Below are 19149 nucleotides of genomic sequence, written 5' to 3'. Positions count from 1 at the left end.
TGGCCGAAAATAACACTGAATACGTTGTGGTTAGTAATAAATTTAATGTCTTCTGTAACGTTGCTTCTGAATAAATAGTAAATCATATGCCTTTTAGCGTCTACGTATTGAAAAGCAGTACGCCGCGTCTGTAAACACTCTGGAATTAACACTCAGCTAACAAATTTAACCCCTTTCGATTGCCCTGATAATTATTAATTTGCTTTTAATACCGTAACTAAATTACAAGAGAGCCAACTGATCATTGTTTGATCAATTTATTTCAGAATATTATTAGCCAAAAAATGTCACTTCAGCAAAAAATTCTTGCCCTTTATCCTGAAAAATCACGGTTAAACAGGATATTTCTTTATCGATCAGCAATTGATCGTTTGTAATACACTGTTAAAATCTATATGTGAAATTTACCTTAATTAAAATTTTTTGCTACAGCTTAGATTTCGCATTTTTAACCAAAAAAAATTTTATTTATAGGAAATAAATCACTCTGCTCACATATATACAGCTTTTCAAAAACAAAAATAAAGCAAATAAACCTCATTCAATTCACGTAATATTATCACCTCCCCATTTTATTCAACATCTTTTACGCGCCGTATCTGCTCAAAAGGCGAAAGTAATGCCCTCCACCTGACTACCGCTCCCAACGCACACGGTGAGTTGATTTTGCGATTTTGGTCCTACCAATCATGCGCAAAGCTATCCATCGTTCACAGTTTTGATGCTCCACTTCACAAAACCATTGCTGAATAGCAACACTTGGTTAACCATTTATTGCCATTAACCCTACATCACAATATTGGATGGACCACTTTTACACTAAGTGTGACGCTGAGATGAGCAGAGACTCACCCGACAAACACCTGTGTGGTCCTCAGGAGACCTGCATGAGCCTCTGGCAACAAAACTACGATCCGGCCGGGAATATCTGGCTGTCGAGCCTGATCGCATCGCTACCGATCCTGTTCTTCTTCTTTGCGCTAATTAAGCTCAAGCTGAAGGGCTACCTTGCCGCAACGTACACCGTTGCCATCGCCCTGCTGGTGGCGCTGTTCTTCTATAAAATGCCGGTCGATCGCGCGCTGGCCTCCGTGGTGTATGGTTTCTTCTACGGCCTGTGGCCGATTGCTTGGATCATCATCGCCGCCGTCTTTGTCTACAAAATCTCGGTCAAAACCGGGCAGTTCGACATTATTCGCTCGTCGATTCTCTCTATTACACCGGACCAGCGTTTACAGATGCTGATTGTCGGTTTCTCCTTCGGGGCGTTCCTTGAAGGGGCGGCAGGATTTGGCGCGCCGGTGGCGATCACCGCCGCTCTGCTGGTCGGGCTGGGCTTTAACCCGCTGTATGCCGCTGGCCTGTGCCTGATTGTGAACACCGCCCCGGTGGCGTTTGGCGCGATGGGCATTCCGATTCTGGTGGCGGGCCAGGTGACCGGGCTGGACAGCTTCGAGATCGGCCAGATGGTAGGTCGCCAGCTGCCGTTCCTGACCATTATCGTGCTGTTCTGGATCATGGCGATTATGGACGGCTGGCGCGGCGTGAAGGAGACCTGGCCTGCGGTGATGGTAGCGGGCGGTTCGTTCGCCATTGCCCAGTATCTCAGCTCCAACTTCCTCGGCCCGGAACTGCCGGACATCATCTCTTCCCTGGTGTCGCTGGTCTGCCTGACGCTGTTCCTGAAACGCTGGCAGCCGGTACGTATCTTCCGCTTTGCTGACATGGGCGCATCGCACGTGGATCAGACGCTGGCGCGCACCGGCTATACCGCCGGACAGATTGTGCGCGCATGGTCACCGTTCCTGTTCCTGACCGCCACCGTGACGCTGTGGAGCATTCCGCCGTTTAAAGCCCTGTTCGCCCCGGGCGGCGCGCTGTACGACATGGTGATTAATATCTCCGTGCCGTTCCTCGACAAAATGGTCGCCCGTATGCCGCCGGTGGTGCACGACGCCACGCCGTATGCGGCAGTGTTTAAGTTCGACTGGTTCTCCGCCACCGGCACGGCCATCCTGTTTGCCGCTATCCTTTCCGTAGTGTGGCTGCGCATGAAGCCAGCCGCCGCGGTGCAGACCTTTGCGGCGACGATTAAAGAGCTGATGCTGCCGATTTACTCCATCGGCATGGTGCTGGCGTTCGCGTTTATTTCGAACTACTCCGGCCTGTCGTCGACGCTGGCGTTAGCGCTGGCGCATACCGGCCACGCGTTTACCTTCTTCTCGCCGTTCCTCGGCTGGCTGGGGGTGTTCCTGACTGGTTCAGATACGTCATCTAACGCCCTGTTTGCCGCCCTACAGGCCACGGCTGCGCAGCAGATTGGCGTCTCGGACGTGCTGCTGGTCGCCGCGAACACCACCGGCGGCGTGACCGGGAAGATGATCTCGCCGCAGTCCATCGCCATTGCCTGTGCCGCGGTGGGGCTGGTAGGCAAAGAGTCGGATCTGTTCCGCTTTACCGTTAAACACAGCCTGATATTTACCTGCATGGTGGGCGTGATCACCACATTGCAGGCCTATGTCTTAACCTGGATGATTCCATGATAGTGATGCCCAGACGCCTGTCCGACGAGATTGCCACTCGCGTACGGGCGCTGATAGAAGAACAACAGCTGGAAGCGGGCATGAGATTGCCTGCCGAGCGTCAGCTTGCCGCTCAGCTTGGCGTGTCGCGCAACTCACTGCGCGAGGCGCTGGCGACGCTGGTTAGTGAAGGGGTGCTGCTGAGCCGTCGCGGCGGCGGCACCTTTGTGCGCTGGCAGCATGACGACTGGTCCGAACAAAACATCGTGCAGCCGCTGAAGACGCTGATGGAAAACGACCCGGACTACAGCTTCGACATCCTCGAAGCGCGTCACGCCATCGAAACCAGTACAGCGTGGCACGCGGCGATGCGGGCAACCGACGCCGACAAAGAGAAGCTCAAAGCCTGTTTTGAAGCCACGCAAAGCAGCGACCCGGACATCGCCTCCCAGGCGGACGTGCGGTTCCATCTGGCGATTGCCGAGGCCTCGCACAACGTGGTGCTGCTGCAAACCATGCGCGGGTTCTTCGACCTGCTGCAATCCTCCGTGAAGCAGAGCCGCCAGCGCATGTATCTGGTCCCGCCGGTGTTTGCTCAGCTGACCGAACAGCACGAGGCGGTGCTCAACGCCATTCTGGCCGGTGATGCCGAGGCTGCGCGCAAGGCGATGATGGCGCATCTCGGCTTCGTGCATACCACCATTAAACGATTCGATGAAGATCAGGCCCGACAGGCGCGTATTACCCGTCTGCCTGGCGAGAGTGATATTTCCAGGGAGAACAAAGCATGATTATTTCAGCAGCCAGTGATTATCGCGCCGCGGCGCAGCGCATTTTGCCCCCGTTCCTGTTCCACTACATTGACGGCGGGGCGTATGCCGAATACACCCTGCGCCGCAACGTGGAAGACCTGTCGGAGGTGGCCCTGCGCCAGCGCGTGCTGAAGAATATGTCTGACCTGAGCCTTGAGACGAAGCTGTTTAACGAAACGCTCTCCATGCCGGTAGCGCTCGCACCTGTCGGTTTATGCGGCATGTATGCCCGTCGCGGTGAAGTGCAGGCCGCCGCCGCCGCAGATGCCAAAGGCATTCCGTTTACCCTTTCCACCGTGTCCGTCTGCCCGATTGAAGAAGTCGCCCCGACCATCAAGCGCCCGATGTGGTTCCAGCTGTACGTCCTGCGCGATCGCGGTTTTATGCGCAACGCACTGGAGCGCGCCAAAGCGGCGGGCTGCTCAACGCTGGTCTTTACCGTCGACATGCCGACCCCCGGCGCGCGCTACCGCGACGCCCACTCCGGCATGAGCGGCCCTAACGCGGCCCTGCGCCGTTACTGGCAGGCGGTGACGCACCCGCAGTGGGCGTGGGATGTGGGCGTGAACGGCCGTCCGCACGATCTGGGCAATATTTCGGCCTACCTGGGTAAACCGACCGGGCTGGAAGATTACATCGGCTGGCTGGCGAACAATTTCGATCCATCTATCTCATGGAAAGACCTGGAGTGGATCCGCGAATTCTGGGACGGCCCGATGGTGATCAAAGGGATCCTCGACCCGGAAGATGCCCGCGACGCGGTACGTTTTGGCGCCGATGGGATCGTGGTCTCTAACCATGGTGGCCGCCAGCTTGACGGGGTGCTCTCCTCCGCCCGCGCCCTGCCAGCCATTGCCGATGCGGTGAAAGGCGATATTGCGATCCTGGCCGACAGCGGCATCCGTAACGGGCTGGACGTGGTGCGCATGATCGCCCTGGGCGCGGACAGCGTGCTGCTGGGCCGTGCTTACCTGTACGCGCTGGCCACCAGCGGCCAGGCGGGCGTGGCGAATCTGCTGAACCTGATCGAGAAAGAGATGAAGGTGGCGATGACGCTGACCGGTGCGAAAACAATCGGTGAAATCAGCAAAGACTCTCTGGTGCAGGAGCTCAGTAAGCTGCCTGCGGCGCTGGCCCCTCTTTCTCAGGGAAACGCGGCCTGATCTCCCCCGGTTAGCCTCCCCTTCTTCCGCGCCCGACTTCCCCCTCGGGCGCTTTTTTTTGTCGAAAATAACACCTGCGTAACATTCTGGATAAGAAAATTTGACACACCCCGCCCCGCCGCAATTGTATAGACAAGCAAATACAAGAACACAAAAACAACATCACATCGGAGGGGAACGTATGTCGTATTCAGGTCGGGTGGATATTCAGCAGGTGATCGATGAAAGTCCTTTTTCAGGGTTTCACTGGCTTCTTATTGTGCTGGGCTTTCTGGTGCTGGCGATCGATGGGTTTGATACCGCAGCGATGGGTTACATTGCGCCTACGCTGTCGACGGAGTGGGGAATACATAAACAGGATCTGGGGCCGGTGCTGAGTGCGGCGCTGCTGGGGCTGTCGCTGGGTGCCCTGATTGCAGGTCCGGTATCGGACCGGATGGGACGCAAGCGCGTACTGGTCTTTTCATGCCTGTTCTTCGGCCTGGCGAGCCTGGGCACGGCCTGGGCGCAAAGTCTGAATACCCTGACGCTATGGCGATTTCTGACCGGTCTCGGGCTGGGTGCCGCGATGCCTAACGCCATCACGCTGATCTCCGAGTTTGCCCCCCAGCGCTGCCGCGCCATGGCAATTAACACCATGTACTGCGGCTTTCCGCTGGGTGCGGCGGGCGGCGGGGCGATCTCGTCCTGGCTTATCCCTCACCATGGCTGGCGAAGCGTGCTGCTGACCGGCGCGATTGCGCCGCTGATTTTAACGGTGCTGCTGGCGCTGCTGTTGCCGGAGTCGGTGAAGTTTCTGGTGCAGCGTGGGAAAGACGTCGCCCAGGTTCGCCGCATCGCCAGCCGGTTCGCCCGCAGCACGCTGGATAGCGTCACGGGCTTTTTCCTCGCGGAGGAGAAAGTCGCGTCGAAAAAAGGCAGCGTGTCGCAGCTGTTTTCCATGCCCTGGCTGCCCGGCACCCTGATGCTGTGGGTCACCTACTTTATGGGACTGGTGATTTATTACGTCCTGCTGAGCTGGATGCCAACGCTGATGCAGGGGATGGGGTATGCGCTGGCGGAGTCCGCCTGGCTCACCTCGCTGTTCACCTTCGGCGGCACCGCTGGCATTTTGCTCGCGGGCTGGATGATGGACCGCTGGGAAGCGCACAAGGTGGTCGCGTGTGGTTTCGTGCTGACGATGGGCCTGATTCTTTTACTCGGCATTGAGCATAACCATATCGCCCTGTTTGGCGGGTTAATCTTCCTGATGGGGATCGCGATGAACGGCGCGCAGTCGGGCATGCAGACCCTGGCCGCCACCTTTTACCCTACCGAGTGCCGTGCGACGGGTATCGCCTGGATGCAGGGGATCGGCCGCTTCGGTGGCGTGGCGGGCACCATGACCAGCGCCCAGCTTCTTTCCATGCAGTGGCAGGCGGACAGTATTTTAATGATCCTCAGCGTGCCTGCTCTCGTGGCTGCGGCGGCAACCGTCTACAAAATGCTGTATAGCCGCGCGCAGGAGCCGGGCGTCGCCTAGTCCCTCTCTTTTCTGCTATTCTGCCCCCGCAATTAAGGGGGCAGCATGCTTAACATCGTCTTATTCGAACCAGAAATTCCGCCGAACACCGGCAATATTATCCGCCTGTGCGCCAACACCGGTTTTCGTCTGCACATCATTGAGCCGATGGGCTTTACGTGGGACGACAAACGTCTGCGCCGCGCGGGGCTGGACTACCATGAGTTTACCGCCGTCGTTCGTCATCACGATTACGCCGCGTTTCTGGGATCCGAAAAACCACAGCGCATGTTCGCCCTGACCACCAAAGGTACGCCAGCGCACAGCGCCGTAAGCTATCAGGACGGGGATTATCTGATGTTTGGTCCGGAAACCCGCGGCCTGCCGGCCACCATTCTGGATGCCCTGCCCGCTGAGCAGAAAATTCGTATTCCGATGATGCCGGACAGCCGCAGCATGAACCTGTCGAATGCGGTGTCGGTGGTGGTGTATGAGGCGTGGCGCCAGCTGGGTTATCCCGGCGCGATATTGCGTAGCTAAAACAGTTCGGGTGGCTTACGCCACCCGATTCGTCGTGTTTAGCCTGCTACCGCGATACGTTTCATATCGGTCATGTAGCCACGCAGTTTCTGGCCCACTTTCTCGATTTCGTGGCTGCGAATCGCTTCGTTGACGTCACGCAGCTGCGCGTTATCAACCGCTCCTTCCGCAATCGCCTGGCCCAGATCGCCCGCTTGCAGGGTGGTCATGAACTCTTTCAGCAGCGGTACGCAGGCGTAAGAGAACAGGTAGTTACCGTACTCGGCAGTATCGGAGATCACCACGTTCATCTCATACAGACGTTTACGGGCGATGGTGTTTGCGATCAGCGGCAGCTCGTGCAGCGATTCGTAGTACGCAGATTCTTCAATGATGCCCGAATCCACCATGGTTTCGAACGCCAGCTCAACGCCCGCTTTCACCATCGCGATCATCAGGACGCCTTTATCGAAGTACTCCTGCTCGGTGATCTTGCCGTCATACTGTGGTGCGGTTTCGAACGCGGTTTTACCGGTCTCTTCGCGCCAGGTCAGCAGTTTCTTATCGTCATTCGCCCAGTCCGCCATCATGCCGGAAGAGAACTCGCCGGAGATAATGTCGTCCATATGTTTCTGGAACAGCGGCGCCATGATGGTTTTCAGCTGTTCAGAGAGTGCGAACGCGCGCAGTTTTGCCGGGTTGGACAGTCGGTCCATCATCAGCGTAATGCCGCCCTGCTTCAGCGCTTCGGTGATGGTTTCCCAGCCGAACTGAATCAGTTTTTCCGCGTATGCCGGATCGGTGCCTTCTTCCACCAGCTTGTCGAAGCACAGCAGAGAGCCGGCCTGGAGCATGCCGCACAGGATGGTCTGCTCGCCCATCAGGTCAGATTTCACTTCCGCAACGAAGGAAGATTCCAGCACGCCCGCACGATGGCCGCCAGTGGCCGCTGCCCAGGCTTTGGCAATCGCCATGCCTTCGCCTTTCGGATCGTTTTCCGGGTGAACGGCGATCAGCGTCGGTACGCCGAAGCCACGTTTGTACTCTTCGCGCACTTCGGTGCCCGGGCACTTCGGTGCCACCATCACCACGGTGATGTCTTTACGGATCTGCTCGCCCACTTCAACGATGTTGAAGCCGTGGGAGTAACCCAGCGCGGCGCCGTCTTTCATCAGCGGCTGTACGGAACGCACAACGTCAGAGTGCTGCTTGTCTGGCGTCAGGTTAACCACCAGATCCGCCTGCGGGATCAGCTCTTCGTAGGTGCCCACTTTGAAGCCGTTTTCGGTCGCTTTACGCCAGGAAGCACGCTTCTCAGCAATCGCTTCTTTGCGCAGGGCGTAGGAGATATCCAGCCCGGAGTCACGCATGTTCAGGCCCTGGTTCAGACCCTGTGCGCCACAGCCGACAATGACCACTTTTTTACCCTGAAGGTAGCTCGCGCCATCAGCAAATTCATCGCGCGCCATGAAGCGGCATTTGCCCAGCTGCGCCAGCTGCTGGCGCAAGTTCAGTGTATTAAAGTAGTTAGCCATGGGTGATACCTCGTGATGTTGTGTGTCTTATTGTTCGGTTCGCGTTTCAGCGAGAATGTACCCACATTACAACAGGAAATTTATTGCGGAAATTGATATATTCACAACGTCACATTGCAATTTTTGCAATGTAAAAAGAGGGAGTGGAATCGGTGGATTTACGCGATCTGAAAATGTTCCTGCGCCTGGCGGAAAGCCGGCACTTTGGCCGCAGCGCCCGGGCGATGCACGTCAGCCCCTCCACGCTGTCGCGCCAGATCCAGCGCCTTGAGGAAGACCTCGGCCAGCCGCTGTTCGTGCGCGATAACCGCACCGTCACTCTCACGGAAGCCGGTGAAGAGCTGCGCATCTTTGCTCAGCAGACGTTATTACAGTATCAGCAGCTGCGGCACACCATCGACCAGCAGGGGCCGTCGCTTTCCGGCGAGCTGCATATTTTCTGTTCCGTGACCGCTGCCTACAGCCATCTTCCCCCCATTCTCGACCGCTTCCGCGCGGAACATCCGTCGGTTGAAATTAAGCTCACCACCGGCGATGCCGCCGACGCGATGGAAAAAGTGGTGACGGGCGAAGCGGATCTGGCGATTGCCGGAAAACCTGAAACGCTGCCGGGGGCGGTGGCGTTCTCGATGCTGGAGAATCTGGCGGTAGTGCTGATTGCCCCGGCGCTGCCCTGCCCGGTGCGCAACCAGGTTTCGGTGGAGAAACCGGACTGGTCCACGGTGCCGTTTATCATGGCCGATCAAGGGCCGGTGCGCCGCCGCATTGAGCTGTGGTTCCGCCGCCAGAAGATCAGTAACCCGTCGATTTACGCCACGGTCGGCGGCCATGAGGCGATGGTATCGATGGTGGCGCTCGGCTGCGGCGTAGCGCTGCTACCGGAAGTGGTGCTGGAAAACAGCCCAGAGCCGGTGCGCAATCGCGTGATGATACTGGAGCGCAGCGACGAGAAAACGCCGTTCGAGCTCGGCGTGTGCGCACAAAAAAAGCGGCTGCATGAGCCGCTTATTGATGCGTTCTGGACGATATTGCCGAACCACTAAAGCCGGGTGGCGCTGCGCTTACCCGGCCTACACGCAGTTCAACCCTTAGAACGTAGGCCTGATAAGCGCAGCGCCATCAGGCATTTTCCCGAACAACCTAACCCGCCAGGAAGAAACGGAACGCCGGGTTGTGGGTTTCGTCATGGCACTCATAGCCCAGCTCGTTCAGGCGCGTTTCGAAATCCGGCTCGTGCTCGCCCAGCTCGAACGCCGCCAGTACACGGCCATAGTCGGTGCCGTGGCTGCGGTAGTGGAACAGAGAGATGTTCCAGTGCGTGCCCAACGTGTGCAGGAACTTGAGCAGCGCGCCCGGCGATTCCGGGAACTCGAAGCTGAACAGGCGTTCCCTGAGCGGCTTCGATGGACGGCCGCCGACCATGTAACGCACGTGCAGCTTCGCCATCTCGTCGTCGGAGAGATCGACCACACTGTAGCCGCCGTCATGCAGCAGGCTGAGGATCTCTTTGCGCTCCTCCACGCCACGGCTCAGACGCACGCCGACAAAAATGCACGCATCTTTGGCATCGGCAAAGCGGTAGTTGAACTCCGTTACCGAACGACCGCCCAGCAGCTGACAGAACTTCAGGAAGCTGCCCTTCTCTTCCGGAATGGTCACCGCCAGCAGCGCTTCACGCTGCTCACCCAGCTCACAGCGCTCGGAAACGTAGCGCAGACCGTGGAAGTTCACGTTGGCACCGGAAAGCACGTGCGCCAGACGCTCGCCGCGAATATTGTGCTGGGCGATGTATTTTTTCATTCCCGCCAGCGCCAGCGCGCCGGATGGTTCCGCCACCGCACGCACATCCTCGAAGAGATCTTTCATCGCCGCGCAGATAGCGTCGCTGTCGACGGTGACGATATCGTCGAGATACTCCTGGCACAGGCGGAACGTTTCGTCGCCAATGCGCTTCACCGCCACACCCTCGGCGAACAGCCCGACGCGCGGCAGGTCGACCGGATGTCCGGCGTCCAGCGCCGCCTTCAGGCAGGCAGAGTCTTCCGCTTCGACCGCAATCACTTTGATCTGCGGCATCAACTGTTTGATCAGCACCGCCACACCTGCGGCTAAGCCGCCGCCGCCCACCGGGACGAAAACGCGGTCGAGATGGGCATCCTGCTGCAACAGTTCCAGCGCCAGCGTACCCTGCCCGGCAATCACCATCGGGTGATCGAACGGCGGCACCCAGGTGAAGCCCTGCTGCTGCGCCAGCTCAATCGCTTTGGCTTTGGCTTCGTCAAAGTTAGCGCCGTGAAGCAGCACTTCTCCGCCGAACCCGCGCACCGCGTCGACCTTGATATCTGCGGTGGCGACCGGCATCACGATCAGCGCCTTCAGCCCCAGACGCGCCGAGGAGAACGCCACGCCCTGCGCGTGATTGCCCGCCGAGGCGGTAATCACCCCGCGCGCTTTCTGCTCGTCCGTCAGCCCGGCCATCATCGCGTAGGCGCCGCGCAGCTTAAAGCTGTGCACCGGCTGCCTGTCTTCACGCTTCACCAGAATGACGTTGTCGAGACGTGAAGAGAGTTTGTCCATTTTTTGCAGGGGCGTGACCTGCACCGCTTCATAGACCGGCGCGCGTAGCACCGCTCTCAGGTATTCCGCCCCCTCCGGGGCGGCGGATAAGGGTTGTGACTCGGCCATCATTAGCCCCCCAGTTTAGATTTATCGCGCACCGCGCCTTTATCTGCACTGGTGGCAAGACTCGCGTAAGCGCGCAGGGCGAAGGAGACTTCACGCTGACGATCTTTCGGCGTCCAGGCTTTGTCGCCGCGGGCTTCCTGCGCCTCACGACGGGCCGCAATCTCCTGGTCACTCAGCTTCAACTGAATGCCGCGGTTCGGAATGTCGATTTCGATCAGGTCGCCATCTTCGATGATCGCGATATTGCCGCCGCTTGCCGCTTCTGGCGAGACGTGACCAATGGAGAGGCCTGACGTGCCGCCAGAGAATCGACCATCGGTGATCAGCGCGCAGGCTTTGCCGAGGCCCATCGATTTCAGGAAGGTGGTCGGGTAGAGCATCTCCTGCATGCCGGGGCCGCCTTTCGGCCCTTCGTAGCGAATGACCACCACGTCGCCTTCCACCACTTTGCCGCCGAGGATAGCGTCTACCGCTTCGTCCTGGCTTTCATACACTTTTGCCGGGCCGGTAAATTTCAGGATGCTGTCGTCCACGCCTGCGGTTTTCACAATGCAGCCATTTTCCGCGAAGTTACCGTACAGCACGGCCAAACCGCCGTCTTTGCTGTAGGCATGTTCCAGCGAGCGAATGCAGCCTTCGGCGCGATCGTCATCCAGCGTGTCCCAGCGGCAATCCTGCGAGAACGCCTGGGTGGTACGGATGCCCGCCGGACCGGCGCGATACATGTTTTTCACCGCGTCGTCTTTGGTCAGCATCACGTCGTACTGCTCCAGCGACTCCGGCAGCGTCAGGCCGAGCACGTTTTTCACGTCGCGGTTCAGCAGCCCGGCACGATCCAGCTCGCCGAGAATACCAATCACGCCACCCGCACGGTGGACATCTTCCATGTGGTACTTCTGGGTACTCGGCGCGACTTTACACAGCTGCGGCACTTTGCGGGAGAGCTTGTCGATGTCGCTCATGGTGAAGTCGATTTCAGCTTCCTGCGCGGCGGCCAGCAGGTGCAGAACGGTGTTGGTGGAACCGCCCATGGCGATATCCAGCGTCATGGCGTTTTCGAACGCCGCTTTGCTGGCGATGTTACGCGGCAGCGCGCTGGCGTCGTCCTGCTCGTAGTAGCGTTTGGTCAGCTCAACGATGCGCTTGCCCGCGTTAAGGAACAGCTGCTTGCGGTCGGCGTGGGTCGCCAGCAGCGAGCCGTTGCCCGGCTGAGACAGGCCCAGCGCTTCGGTCAGGCAGTTCATGGAGTTGGCGGTGAACATCCCGGAACAGGAGCCGCAGGTCGGGCACGCGGAGCGTTCCACCTGGTCGCTCTGCTCGTCAGAGACTTTCGGGTCCGCGCCCTGGATCATCGCATCGACCAGGTCGAGCTTGATGATTTTGTCGGAGAGCTTGGTTTTCCCCGCTTCCATTGGGCCACCGGAGACGAAGATCACCGGGATGTTCAGGCGCAGGGAAGCCATCAGCATCCCCGGGGTGATTTTGTCGCAGTTGGAGATACAGACCATCGCATCGGCGCAGTGGGCATTAACCATGTACTCCACCGAGTCGGCGATCAGCTCGCGCGACGGCAGTGAATAGAGCATTCCCCCGTGGCCCATTGCGATACCGTCATCCACCGCAATGGTGTTGAACTCTTTCGCCACGCCGCCGGAGGCTTCGATTTGCTCGGCAACCAGCTTGCCGAGATCGCGCAGGTGCACGTGGCCCGGTACAAACTGGGTGAAGGAGTTCACCACGGCGATAATTGGCTTGCCGAAATCGGCGTCGGTCATTCCGGTGGCGCGCCACAGTGCGCGGGCACCCGCCATATTACGGCCGTGGGTGGTGGTGGCTGAACGATACTTAGGCATGCTTTATTTACTCCCGTCTGACTATTTAATGGGACGGTGCGTGCCGTCCCAAATTTATATTTAGTGATTAACCTGATCCAACCAGCCGTATTTGTCTTCTGTTTCGCCGGTGAAGAGGCCGAAGAAGGCTTGCTGAATGCGTTTGGTGACCGGGCCACAGCGGCCTTCGCCCACCTGAATGCCATCGACGCTACGCACCGGCGTAATTTCAGCCGCGGTACCGGACATGAACACTTCGTCAGCCAGGTACAGGGATTCGCGGGACAGTACCTGCTCGCGCACTTCGATACCCAGATCTTTTGCCAGCTTGATGATGGCGTCGCGGGTGATGCCCGGCAGCGCGGACGAAGTGAATGGCGGCGTAAACAGAATGCCGTCTTTCACTTCAAACAGGTTTTCACCCGCGCCTTCGGAGATGTAGCCATTCACATCCAGCGCGATACCTTCCTGATAGCCGTGACGGCGCGCTTCGCTGCCGACCAGCAGTGAGGAAAGGTAGTTACCGCCCGCTTTAGCCGCAGTCGGGATAGTGTTTGGCGCCACGCGGTTCCAGGAAGAAACCATTGCGTCGATCCCCTGATCCAGCGCTTCCGCGCCCAGGTAGGCGCCCCACGGGAACGCAGCAATGATCACATCGGTGTTATAGCCAGCGGGCGGGTTGACGCCCATGCCAACATCACCCACGAAGACCAGCGGACGAATATAGGCGCTGGTCAGTTTGTTCTGGCGAATCACCTCGCGGCAGGCTTCCATCAGCTCATCAACGCTTTGGGAGACCGGGAAACGATAAATTTTGGCTGAGTCATGCAGACGCTGCATGTGTTCGCGATGGCGGAACACCACTGGCCCTTTGTGAGAGTCGTAGCAACGGATCCCTTCAAACACGGAGGTGCCGTAGTGCAGCGCGTGGGACATCACGTGAACTTTCGCGTCTTCCCAGCGAACCATCTCACCATTGAACCAAATGTAATCAGCTTTTTTTGTCGTCATTTTTTCGTCCTGTCACGCTTAAGCGCGGATTTGTTGTGATGTGGTTGTGCTCTGGCAGATGGCAACATGGGCAACGTCTACCAGTTTTGATAACTGACTAAACAGTAAGTCGACCGGCCGCGGGCTGGCAACGGTTAATTCGATACTGATGTTCTGCGCGTCGGTGGCCGTTTCCATATTCATAGAGCAAATCTGAAAGCCACGGTGGCGAACCACGCGCAATACGCGTTCTAACGTTTCCGGGTTGAAGCGAGCCTGCACGGCGACCTGATGTTGCATCATGATAATTTCTCCAGCATTTGTGAGTTACTGGCACCGGGCGGTACCAACGGCCAGACGTTCTCAAGCTCGTCGATTGAGACATGAAGCAGGTATGGCCCTTCGCTTGACAGCATGGTGTCGAGTGCCGCTTCAACCTGGTCTTTACGGGTGATGTGCTGGCCAGGAATGCCGAAGGCGCTGGCCAGGGTGAGGAAATCGGGGTTATCGGTCAGGGTCGTTTCGCTGTAACGCTCCTGGAAGAACAGCTGCTGCCACTGGCGAACCATGCCTAAACGCTGGTTATCGAGCAAGACGATCTTCAGCGGTAACTGCTTACGCTTCACGGTGCCGAGCTCCTGGACGTTCATCATGAAGGAGCCGTCACCGGAGATACAGATAACGGTATCGTTCGGGCGGGCAACCTGCGCGCCAACGGCTGCTGGCAGACCGAAGCCCATCGTCCCTAACCCGCTCGAGGTGATAAAGTTCTCCGGGCGGGTGTAGGTCATGTGCTGGGCTGACCACATCTGATGCTGGCCGACATCCGTCGTTACCACGCTGTCTGCGGGTTTACGGTCTGACAGCTGTTTCAACAGCAGCGGCGCATAGATGGCGTCGCCTGGGTGATCGTAACGCCACGCGTGTTCAGTACGCATATCAGCGGTGTGCTGACGCCATGGGTTGATATCCAGCGGCTGCTCCAGCGCCGGTAACAGCGCGTTAAGATCGCCCTGCAACGCGACATGCGCCTGACGCAGTTTGCTCATCTCCGCCGGGTCGATGTCCATATGGATCACTTTGGCGTTCGGCGCGAAGGTATTCAGCTTGCCGGTAACGCGGTCGTCAAAACGTGCGCCGACGGCGATAAGCAAGTCGCATTCCTGCACCGCCAGGTTTGCCGCTTTGGTACCATGCATCCCCAGCATGCCGAGGTAGTACGGGTAATCTGCCTCTACCGCACCGAGACCTTTCAGCGTGCAGGTGGCGGGCATTTGCGTGGTCGCAATGAACGCGCGAAGCGCCGGAACAGCCTGCGCCATGCCCACGCCGCCGCCTACGTACAGCATCGGTTGTTTGGCCTGCGCCATCATCTGACGCGCCTCTTCCACCTCTGCATGCGGGAACGCATTATCGCTTTCCACGGTAGAGAAATGCGGCTCCAGATCGCCGAGTGCAACCTGGATATCTTTCGGGATATCAACCAGAACCGGGCCAGGACGGCCAGAGCTGGCAACCTCGAACGCTTCGGCCATCACCCGCGGCAGCTCTTCGAGAGACTGAACGAGGAAGCTGTGTTTGGTGCAGGCCAGCGATAAACCGAGCACATCCACTTCCTGGAAGGCATCGGTGCCGATGAACGGAGAGGCCACCTGGCCGGTGATCGCCACCACGGGTACGGAGTCGAGCAGCGCGTCAGCCAGGCCGGTGATCAGGTTCGTTGCGCCGGGACCTGAGGTGGCCATACAGACACCGGTTTTACCGGTCGCACGGGCATAACCGATGGCGGCCATCGCTGCGCCCTGCTCGTGTCGGCACAAGAGGTGTTCCACGCCGCCGTCATACAGTGCATCGTAAATCGGCATAATTGCGCCACCCGGATAACCGAATACGGTTTCGACTCCCTGCGCGCGCAACGCATGTACTACCCATTGTGCCCCATTCATAGTTAGTTCCCCGTCATAAATCTGGAGAAACAGAATTTTGTGCTAGTCGTCATTCTCTGCTCCTCATTTAAGTTTTTTAGTCATAAAAAAACCCCCGGACCTTTCGGTGCGGGGGTCTTAGTTCGTTAAGGCTTGATTTCTAAGCCTTTCCTCGTCCAAGTGCAGCCCCGCACGGTGGGATAATAATCACCACCACGCTAATCACGACCAGGCTAATCACTCGTAGAAGGGCTGTCATTTTCAGTTCTTTTTGCATCTTGTTCGAAGGAATACCTAAAGAGTTACCACAGATATTTCATCTGACACAAGATTTTTTTATGACCTATATCTGTAGCATGCGAACTATTTCTTTCAAAATCGTTGTTTTATATAGGGAAAAAATAGAAATGAAGATTTTTCATTTTTTTGTCCTGTTTCATCAGGCAAGGCGCGCATGATTTCTTTTCTGCGAGGCCGATTCCACCGACATGTAAGGATTACATTTTGCCGCTAAAAGGCTGGAACAAGCGCCGTAATTCAGTGAATTAGTGCTAAACAGGAAAAAATGATGCTGGCATAGTCACCGCCAAGGAGGGCTTATGTCACTGTCAGTTGTTTATACACGCGCGGCCATCGGCGTGAAGGCACCGCTTATTTCTGTAGAGGTTCATTTAAGTAATGGGCTGCCCGGACTGACGCTGGTCGGCTTACCAGAAACGACCGTTAAAGAGGCGAGGGATCGCGTGCGCAGCGCAATTATCAATAGCGGTTATGCTTTTCCGGCGAAGAAGATCACCATTAACCTTGCGCCCGCCGATTTGCCAAAGGAGGGAGGGCGATATGATTTACCTATTGCTATAGCGCTTCTCGCGGCTTCTGAACAGCTCAATACGCCAGGGCTAAGCTCGTGTGAGTTCGTGGGTGAATTAGCGCTTACAGGCGCGTTAAGAGGCGTTCCCGGAGCAATCTCGGGTGCGCTTGAAGCCATACGCGCGGGAAGACAAATCATTGTGGCTAATGAAAATGCCTCTGAAGTAAGCCTTATCGCCGAAAAGGGGTGTCTTGTCGCAGGACATTTGCAAGAGGTTTGCGCCTGGCTGGAAGGCCGACACGAGCTTGCCGAGCCGCAGGAGAATGACGAGGTGGCGCCAGCTTCGCCCGAGGATCTCAGCGATATTATGGGTCAGGAACAGGGTAAACGGGCGTTAGAGATAACGGCCGCGGGTGGGCATAACCTGTTACTGATAGGTCCGCCAGGCACGGGGAAAACGATGCTGGCGAGCAGATTGAGCGGCCTGTTGCCACCCCTCAATAATCACGAAGCGCTGGAAAGCGCCGCGATATTTAGCCTGGTCAGTTCTACGTCGCTGCATAAACAGTGGCGCCGCCGTCCTTTCCGCTCTCCACACCACAGTGCGTCTCTTACCGCGATGGTGGGCGGGGGTTCGATCCCCGGTCCGGGTGAAATCTCACTGGCGCACAACGGCATTCTCTTCCTGGATGAATTGCCAGAGTTTGAACGTCGCGTGCTGGATGCATTGCGGGAGCCGATTGAATCCGGCGAAATCCATCTGTCTCGTACACGGGCCAAAATAAGCTACCCTGCGCAGTTTCAGCTGGTCGCCGCGATGAACCCTAGCCCTACGGGTCATTATCAGGGCAATCATAACCGCTGTACGCCGGAACAGACGCTGCGCTATCTGAGTAAGCTGTCCGGCCCCTTCCTCGACCGTTTTGATTTATCTCTCGAGATCCCCCTGCCCCCGCCCGGTCTGCTAAGGCAAACCGGTATCAAAGGCGAAAGCTCAGCAGCTGTGCGTGAACGGGTTATTGCGGCGCAGGCGCGGCAGTATGCTCGTCAGAACAGGCTGAATGCCCGGCTGGATAACAGCGGGATCCGACAGTTTTGTTCTCTCAACGCTGAAGATGCAGGCTGGCTGGAAGAGACGCTGACGCGGTTTGGGCTATCCATTCGCGCGTGGCAGCGTTTGTTGAAAGTTGCGCGCACGGTCGCCGACGTGGAGGGCTGCCCCGGAATAGAGAGGCGGCATTTGCAGGAGGCATTAAGTTACCGTGCGATCGATCGGCTGCTGTTGCATCTGCAAAAAATGCTGGCGTAAAAAAAGGGGCCGTAGCCCCTTCTCTTCTTAATCGTCAGACTCGGTGTAGTCTTCTGCACCTTCCATCTGCGGTTTGCCGCCAGACAGCGTATGGAAACGCTTAGGACGCTTAATGCGAGCCATATACTTGATCCATACACGTTCTGCATCAGACTGCGGCTCACGCTCACCACGGCAAACAGAGACAAACTGTTTTTCATCTTCGGTTGCCGGTTCACGTTTACCCAGATCCAGCTCGTTAAAGGCATAACCATGGCGCTCAAGAAGTTGAGCTTCTTTGATAGTGAAATCGCCGTGACGAGAGAACCCGCGCGGGTAATGTTTATTGTCGAAAAAACGATTAGTCGTCGTAAAGCTTTCCGCCATCCTACACGCTCCTAATTCTTTGGCCGAGCTATTTATGGCGCGGAGTATTAGTTACGCTTGACAGAGTGTAAAACAAAACATTTAAATCATAACGACAAATAATTTTGTGGAGAAAGATGTGGATACGGAATTGCTAAAAACTTTCCTCGAAGTGAGCAGAACGCGACACTTTGGGCGAGCAGCTGAAGCCCTCTACCTGACGCAGTCAGCAGTCAGTTTTCGTATTCGACAGCTGGAAAATCAACTGGGTGTGAACCTTTTTACCCGCCATCGCAACAATATTCGTTTAACTCCGGCTGGTGAAAAGCTGTTGCCTTATGCAGAAACCCTGATGAATACCTGGCAGGCAGCGCGAAAGGAGGTTGCGCACACCTCCCGGCATAATGAATTCTCGATCGGTGCCAGCGCATCGCTATGGGAATGCATGCTCAGCCAATGGCTTATGCGGCTATATCGCACACACAACCATCTGCAATTTGAGGCGAGGATTGCGCAACGTCAGTCGCTGGTTAAGCAACTCCACGAGCGGCAGCTTGATCTGCTGATCACCACAGAAGCCCCCAAGATGGACGAATTTAGCAGCCAGATTGTTGGACAGTTTAGCCTGGCGCTCTATGCATCGGAGCCTGCAATGATGAAGGCCGACCTGAATTATTTACGCCTGGAATGGGGGCCTGATTTTCAGCAACACGAGACGGGGTTAATTGCCAGCGATGATATCCCGCAGCTCACGACAAGCTCTGCGGAGATCGCATGCCAGCATCTTCCCGCATTGAAAGGCTGTACCTGGTTACCTGTTCGCTGGGCGGATAATAAACCCGCACTCCATGTTGTCACCGATTCGACAACGCTCTCCAGGCCGCTGTATGCCATTTGGCTGCAAAACAGCGATAAGCAGTCGCAGATAAAAGATCTGTTAAAAACCAGCATACTGGATTAACGCAAAAGCCTGCGGAAACGCAGGCTGCTTATTCTTCAGGAAGGTGTTGAGCTGTTTTGCAGGCAAAAAAAATCCTTTGCCGAAGCAAAGGATTCTATATGGCAGGGGCGGAGAGACTCGAACTCGCGACACCCGGTTTTGGAGACCGGTGCTCTACCAACTGAGCTACGCCCCTAAAGTTTTTGCCATTAAGCCTGCCGGAAGGGCAGGCTTAATGTCTTAATAAGTGGCGGAACGGA

The 19149-nt window shown here is 57.0% G+C and carries 17 protein-coding genes and 1 tRNA gene; 8 read left to right on the top strand and 10 right to left on the bottom strand.

The window, feature by feature from the left end; genetic code table 11:
• Positions 1-887: 887 nt before the first annotated feature.
• From lldP to trmL, 5 genes are all read left to right on the top strand, one after another.
• Positions 888-2543 (top strand): L-lactate permease, encoded by a 1656-nt coding sequence (gene lldP, locus INF61_RS19810; protein WP_003860175.1) that lies wholly within the window; start codon positions 888-890, stop codon positions 2541-2543.
• Positions 2540-3313, top strand: a complete 774-nt coding sequence (gene lldR / locus INF61_RS19805) for a transcriptional regulator LldR (RefSeq protein WP_006808630.1) — start codon at positions 2540-2542, stop codon at positions 3311-3313. Before lldP ends, lldR begins: the two co-directional genes overlap by 4 nt.
• A complete protein-coding gene (gene lldD, locus INF61_RS19800) occupies positions 3310-4497 on the top strand; it encodes an FMN-dependent L-lactate dehydrogenase LldD (protein ID WP_015572772.1) in 1188 nt (395 codons plus the stop codon). The genes lldR and lldD overlap by 4 nt, the downstream gene beginning before the upstream one ends.
• Before the next feature lie 181 nt (positions 4498-4678).
• Entirely contained in the window at positions 4679-6019 is a 1341-nt protein-coding gene (locus INF61_RS19795; protein WP_032649838.1) for an aromatic acid/H+ symport family MFS transporter, read from the top strand.
• 45 nt (positions 6020-6064) lie between these two features.
• Entirely contained in the window at positions 6065-6538 is a 474-nt protein-coding gene (gene trmL, locus INF61_RS19790; RefSeq protein ID WP_003860178.1) for a tRNA (uridine(34)/cytosine(34)/5-carboxymethylaminomethyluridine(34)-2'-O)-methyltransferase TrmL, read from the top strand.
• 38 nt (positions 6539-6576) lie between these two features.
• On the opposite strand, the gene ilvC is transcribed toward trmL, so the two are convergent.
• A complete protein-coding gene (gene ilvC / locus INF61_RS19785) occupies positions 6577-8052 on the bottom strand; it encodes a ketol-acid reductoisomerase (RefSeq protein ID WP_006808634.1) in 1476 nt (491 codons plus the stop codon).
• Positions 8053-8204: 152 nt separating this feature from the next.
• Here ilvC and ilvY point away from each other — a divergent pair, with 152 nt between their 5' ends.
• Complete coding sequence (ilvY, locus tag INF61_RS19780) at positions 8205-9095, top strand: HTH-type transcriptional activator IlvY (RefSeq protein ID WP_193548041.1); 891 nt, start codon at positions 8205-8207, stop codon at positions 9093-9095.
• Positions 9096-9192: 97 nt separating this feature from the next.
• On the opposite strand, the gene ilvA is transcribed toward ilvY, so the two are convergent.
• The 7 genes from ilvA to ilvL all read right to left on the bottom strand — a co-directional run bounded on the left by ilvA (position 9193) and on the right by ilvL (position 15743).
• Positions 9193-10737, bottom strand: coding sequence for a threonine ammonia-lyase, biosynthetic (gene ilvA, locus INF61_RS19775; protein WP_062933753.1), 1545 nt, complete (start codon positions 10735-10737; stop codon positions 9193-9195).
• 2 nt (positions 10738-10739) lie between these two features.
• Entirely contained in the window at positions 10740-12590 is a 1851-nt protein-coding gene (gene ilvD / locus INF61_RS19770) for a dihydroxy-acid dehydratase (protein WP_008501574.1), read from the bottom strand.
• Positions 12591-12650: 60 nt separating this feature from the next.
• On the bottom strand, positions 12651-13580 hold the full coding sequence (gene ilvE, locus INF61_RS19765; protein ID WP_003860182.1) for a branched-chain-amino-acid transaminase: 930 nt from the start codon (positions 13578-13580) through the stop codon (positions 12651-12653).
• Between the two features lie 18 nt (positions 13581-13598).
• The gene (gene ilvM, locus INF61_RS19760) at positions 13599-13862 is read right to left on the bottom strand and encodes an acetolactate synthase 2 small subunit (RefSeq protein WP_003860184.1); all 264 of its coding nucleotides are present in this window, start codon (positions 13860-13862) and stop codon (positions 13599-13601) included.
• Positions 13859-15505 (bottom strand): acetolactate synthase 2 catalytic subunit, encoded by a 1647-nt coding sequence (gene ilvG, locus INF61_RS19755; protein ID WP_017382572.1) that lies wholly within the window; start codon positions 15503-15505, stop codon positions 13859-13861. The genes ilvM and ilvG overlap by 4 nt, the downstream gene beginning before the upstream one ends.
• A 2-nt stretch (positions 15506-15507) precedes the next feature.
• Complete coding sequence (ilvX, locus tag INF61_RS19750) at positions 15508-15558, bottom strand: peptide IlvX (RefSeq protein WP_166792073.1); 51 nt, start codon at positions 15556-15558, stop codon at positions 15508-15510.
• A gap of 86 nt (positions 15559-15644) precedes the next feature.
• Positions 15645-15743: an ilv operon leader peptide gene (ilvL, locus tag INF61_RS19745; protein ID WP_001311244.1), complete on the bottom strand. Its 99-nt coding sequence runs from the start codon at positions 15741-15743 to the stop codon at positions 15645-15647.
• 340 nt (positions 15744-16083) lie between these two features.
• On the opposite strand from ilvL, the gene INF61_RS19740 reads away from it, so the two are divergent.
• Positions 16084-17604, top strand: a complete 1521-nt coding sequence (locus tag INF61_RS19740) for a YifB family Mg chelatase-like AAA ATPase (RefSeq protein WP_193548040.1) — start codon at positions 16084-16086, stop codon at positions 17602-17604.
• Positions 17605-17631: 27 nt separating this feature from the next.
• Here the strand turns inward: INF61_RS19740 and INF61_RS19735 are convergent, their stop codons facing one another.
• The gene (locus INF61_RS19735) at positions 17632-17970 is read right to left on the bottom strand and encodes a DUF413 domain-containing protein (protein ID WP_006808641.1); all 339 of its coding nucleotides are present in this window, start codon (positions 17968-17970) and stop codon (positions 17632-17634) included.
• 118 nt (positions 17971-18088) lie between these two features.
• On the opposite strand from INF61_RS19735, the gene hdfR reads away from it, so the two are divergent.
• A complete protein-coding gene (hdfR, locus tag INF61_RS19730) occupies positions 18089-18910 on the top strand; it encodes an HTH-type transcriptional regulator HdfR (RefSeq protein ID WP_017693775.1) in 822 nt (273 codons plus the stop codon).
• Between the two features lie 99 nt (positions 18911-19009).
• Here hdfR and INF61_RS19725 read toward each other — a convergent pair.
• Positions 19010-19085: transfer RNA gene (locus tag INF61_RS19725), tRNA-Trp, on the bottom strand.
• Between the last annotated feature and the right edge of the window lie 64 nt (positions 19086-19149).

Source organism: Enterobacter cloacae complex sp. P18RS (assembly GCF_014982105.1).
GTDB lineage: Bacteria > Pseudomonadota > Gammaproteobacteria > Enterobacterales > Enterobacteriaceae > Enterobacter > Enterobacter hormaechei_C.
This window is presented reverse-complemented; position numbering and strand designations above follow the sequence as displayed.

Bases quoted from the DNA above. Each gene is read 5' to 3' on its own strand.
- lldR (WP_006808630.1), top strand. From the start codon at position 2,540: ATGATAGTGATGCCCAGACGCCTGTCCGACGAGATTGCCACTCGCGTA.
- INF61_RS19735 (WP_006808641.1), bottom strand. From the start codon at position 17,970: ATGGCGGAAAGCTTTACGACGACTAATCGTTTTTTCGACAATAAACAT.
- INF61_RS19795 (WP_032649838.1), top strand. From the start codon at position 4,679: ATGTCGTATTCAGGTCGGGTGGATATTCAGCAGGTGATCGATGAAAGT.
- lldD (WP_015572772.1), top strand. From the start codon at position 3,310: ATGATTATTTCAGCAGCCAGTGATTATCGCGCCGCGGCGCAGCGCATT.
- ilvD (WP_008501574.1), bottom strand. From the start codon at position 12,590: ATGCCTAAGTATCGTTCAGCCACCACCACCCACGGCCGTAATATGGCG.
- ilvE (WP_003860182.1), bottom strand. From the start codon at position 13,580: ATGACGACAAAAAAAGCTGATTACATTTGGTTCAATGGTGAGATGGTT.
- ilvC (WP_006808634.1), bottom strand. From the start codon at position 8,052: ATGGCTAACTACTTTAATACACTGAACTTGCGCCAGCAGCTGGCGCAG.
- lldP (WP_003860175.1), top strand. From the start codon at position 888: ATGAGCCTCTGGCAACAAAACTACGATCCGGCCGGGAATATCTGGCTG.
- ilvG (WP_017382572.1), bottom strand. From the start codon at position 15,505: ATGAATGGGGCACAATGGGTAGTACATGCGTTGCGCGCGCAGGGAGTC.
- ilvA (WP_062933753.1), bottom strand. From the start codon at position 10,737: ATGGCCGAGTCACAACCCTTATCCGCCGCCCCGGAGGGGGCGGAATAC.
- trmL (WP_003860178.1), top strand. From the start codon at position 6,065: ATGCTTAACATCGTCTTATTCGAACCAGAAATTCCGCCGAACACCGGC.
- ilvM (WP_003860184.1), bottom strand. From the start codon at position 13,862: ATGATGCAACATCAGGTCGCCGTGCAGGCTCGCTTCAACCCGGAAACG.
- ilvL (WP_001311244.1), bottom strand. From the start codon at position 15,743: ATGACAGCCCTTCTACGAGTGATTAGCCTGGTCGTGATTAGCGTGGTG.
- INF61_RS19740 (WP_193548040.1), top strand. From the start codon at position 16,084: ATGTCACTGTCAGTTGTTTATACACGCGCGGCCATCGGCGTGAAGGCA.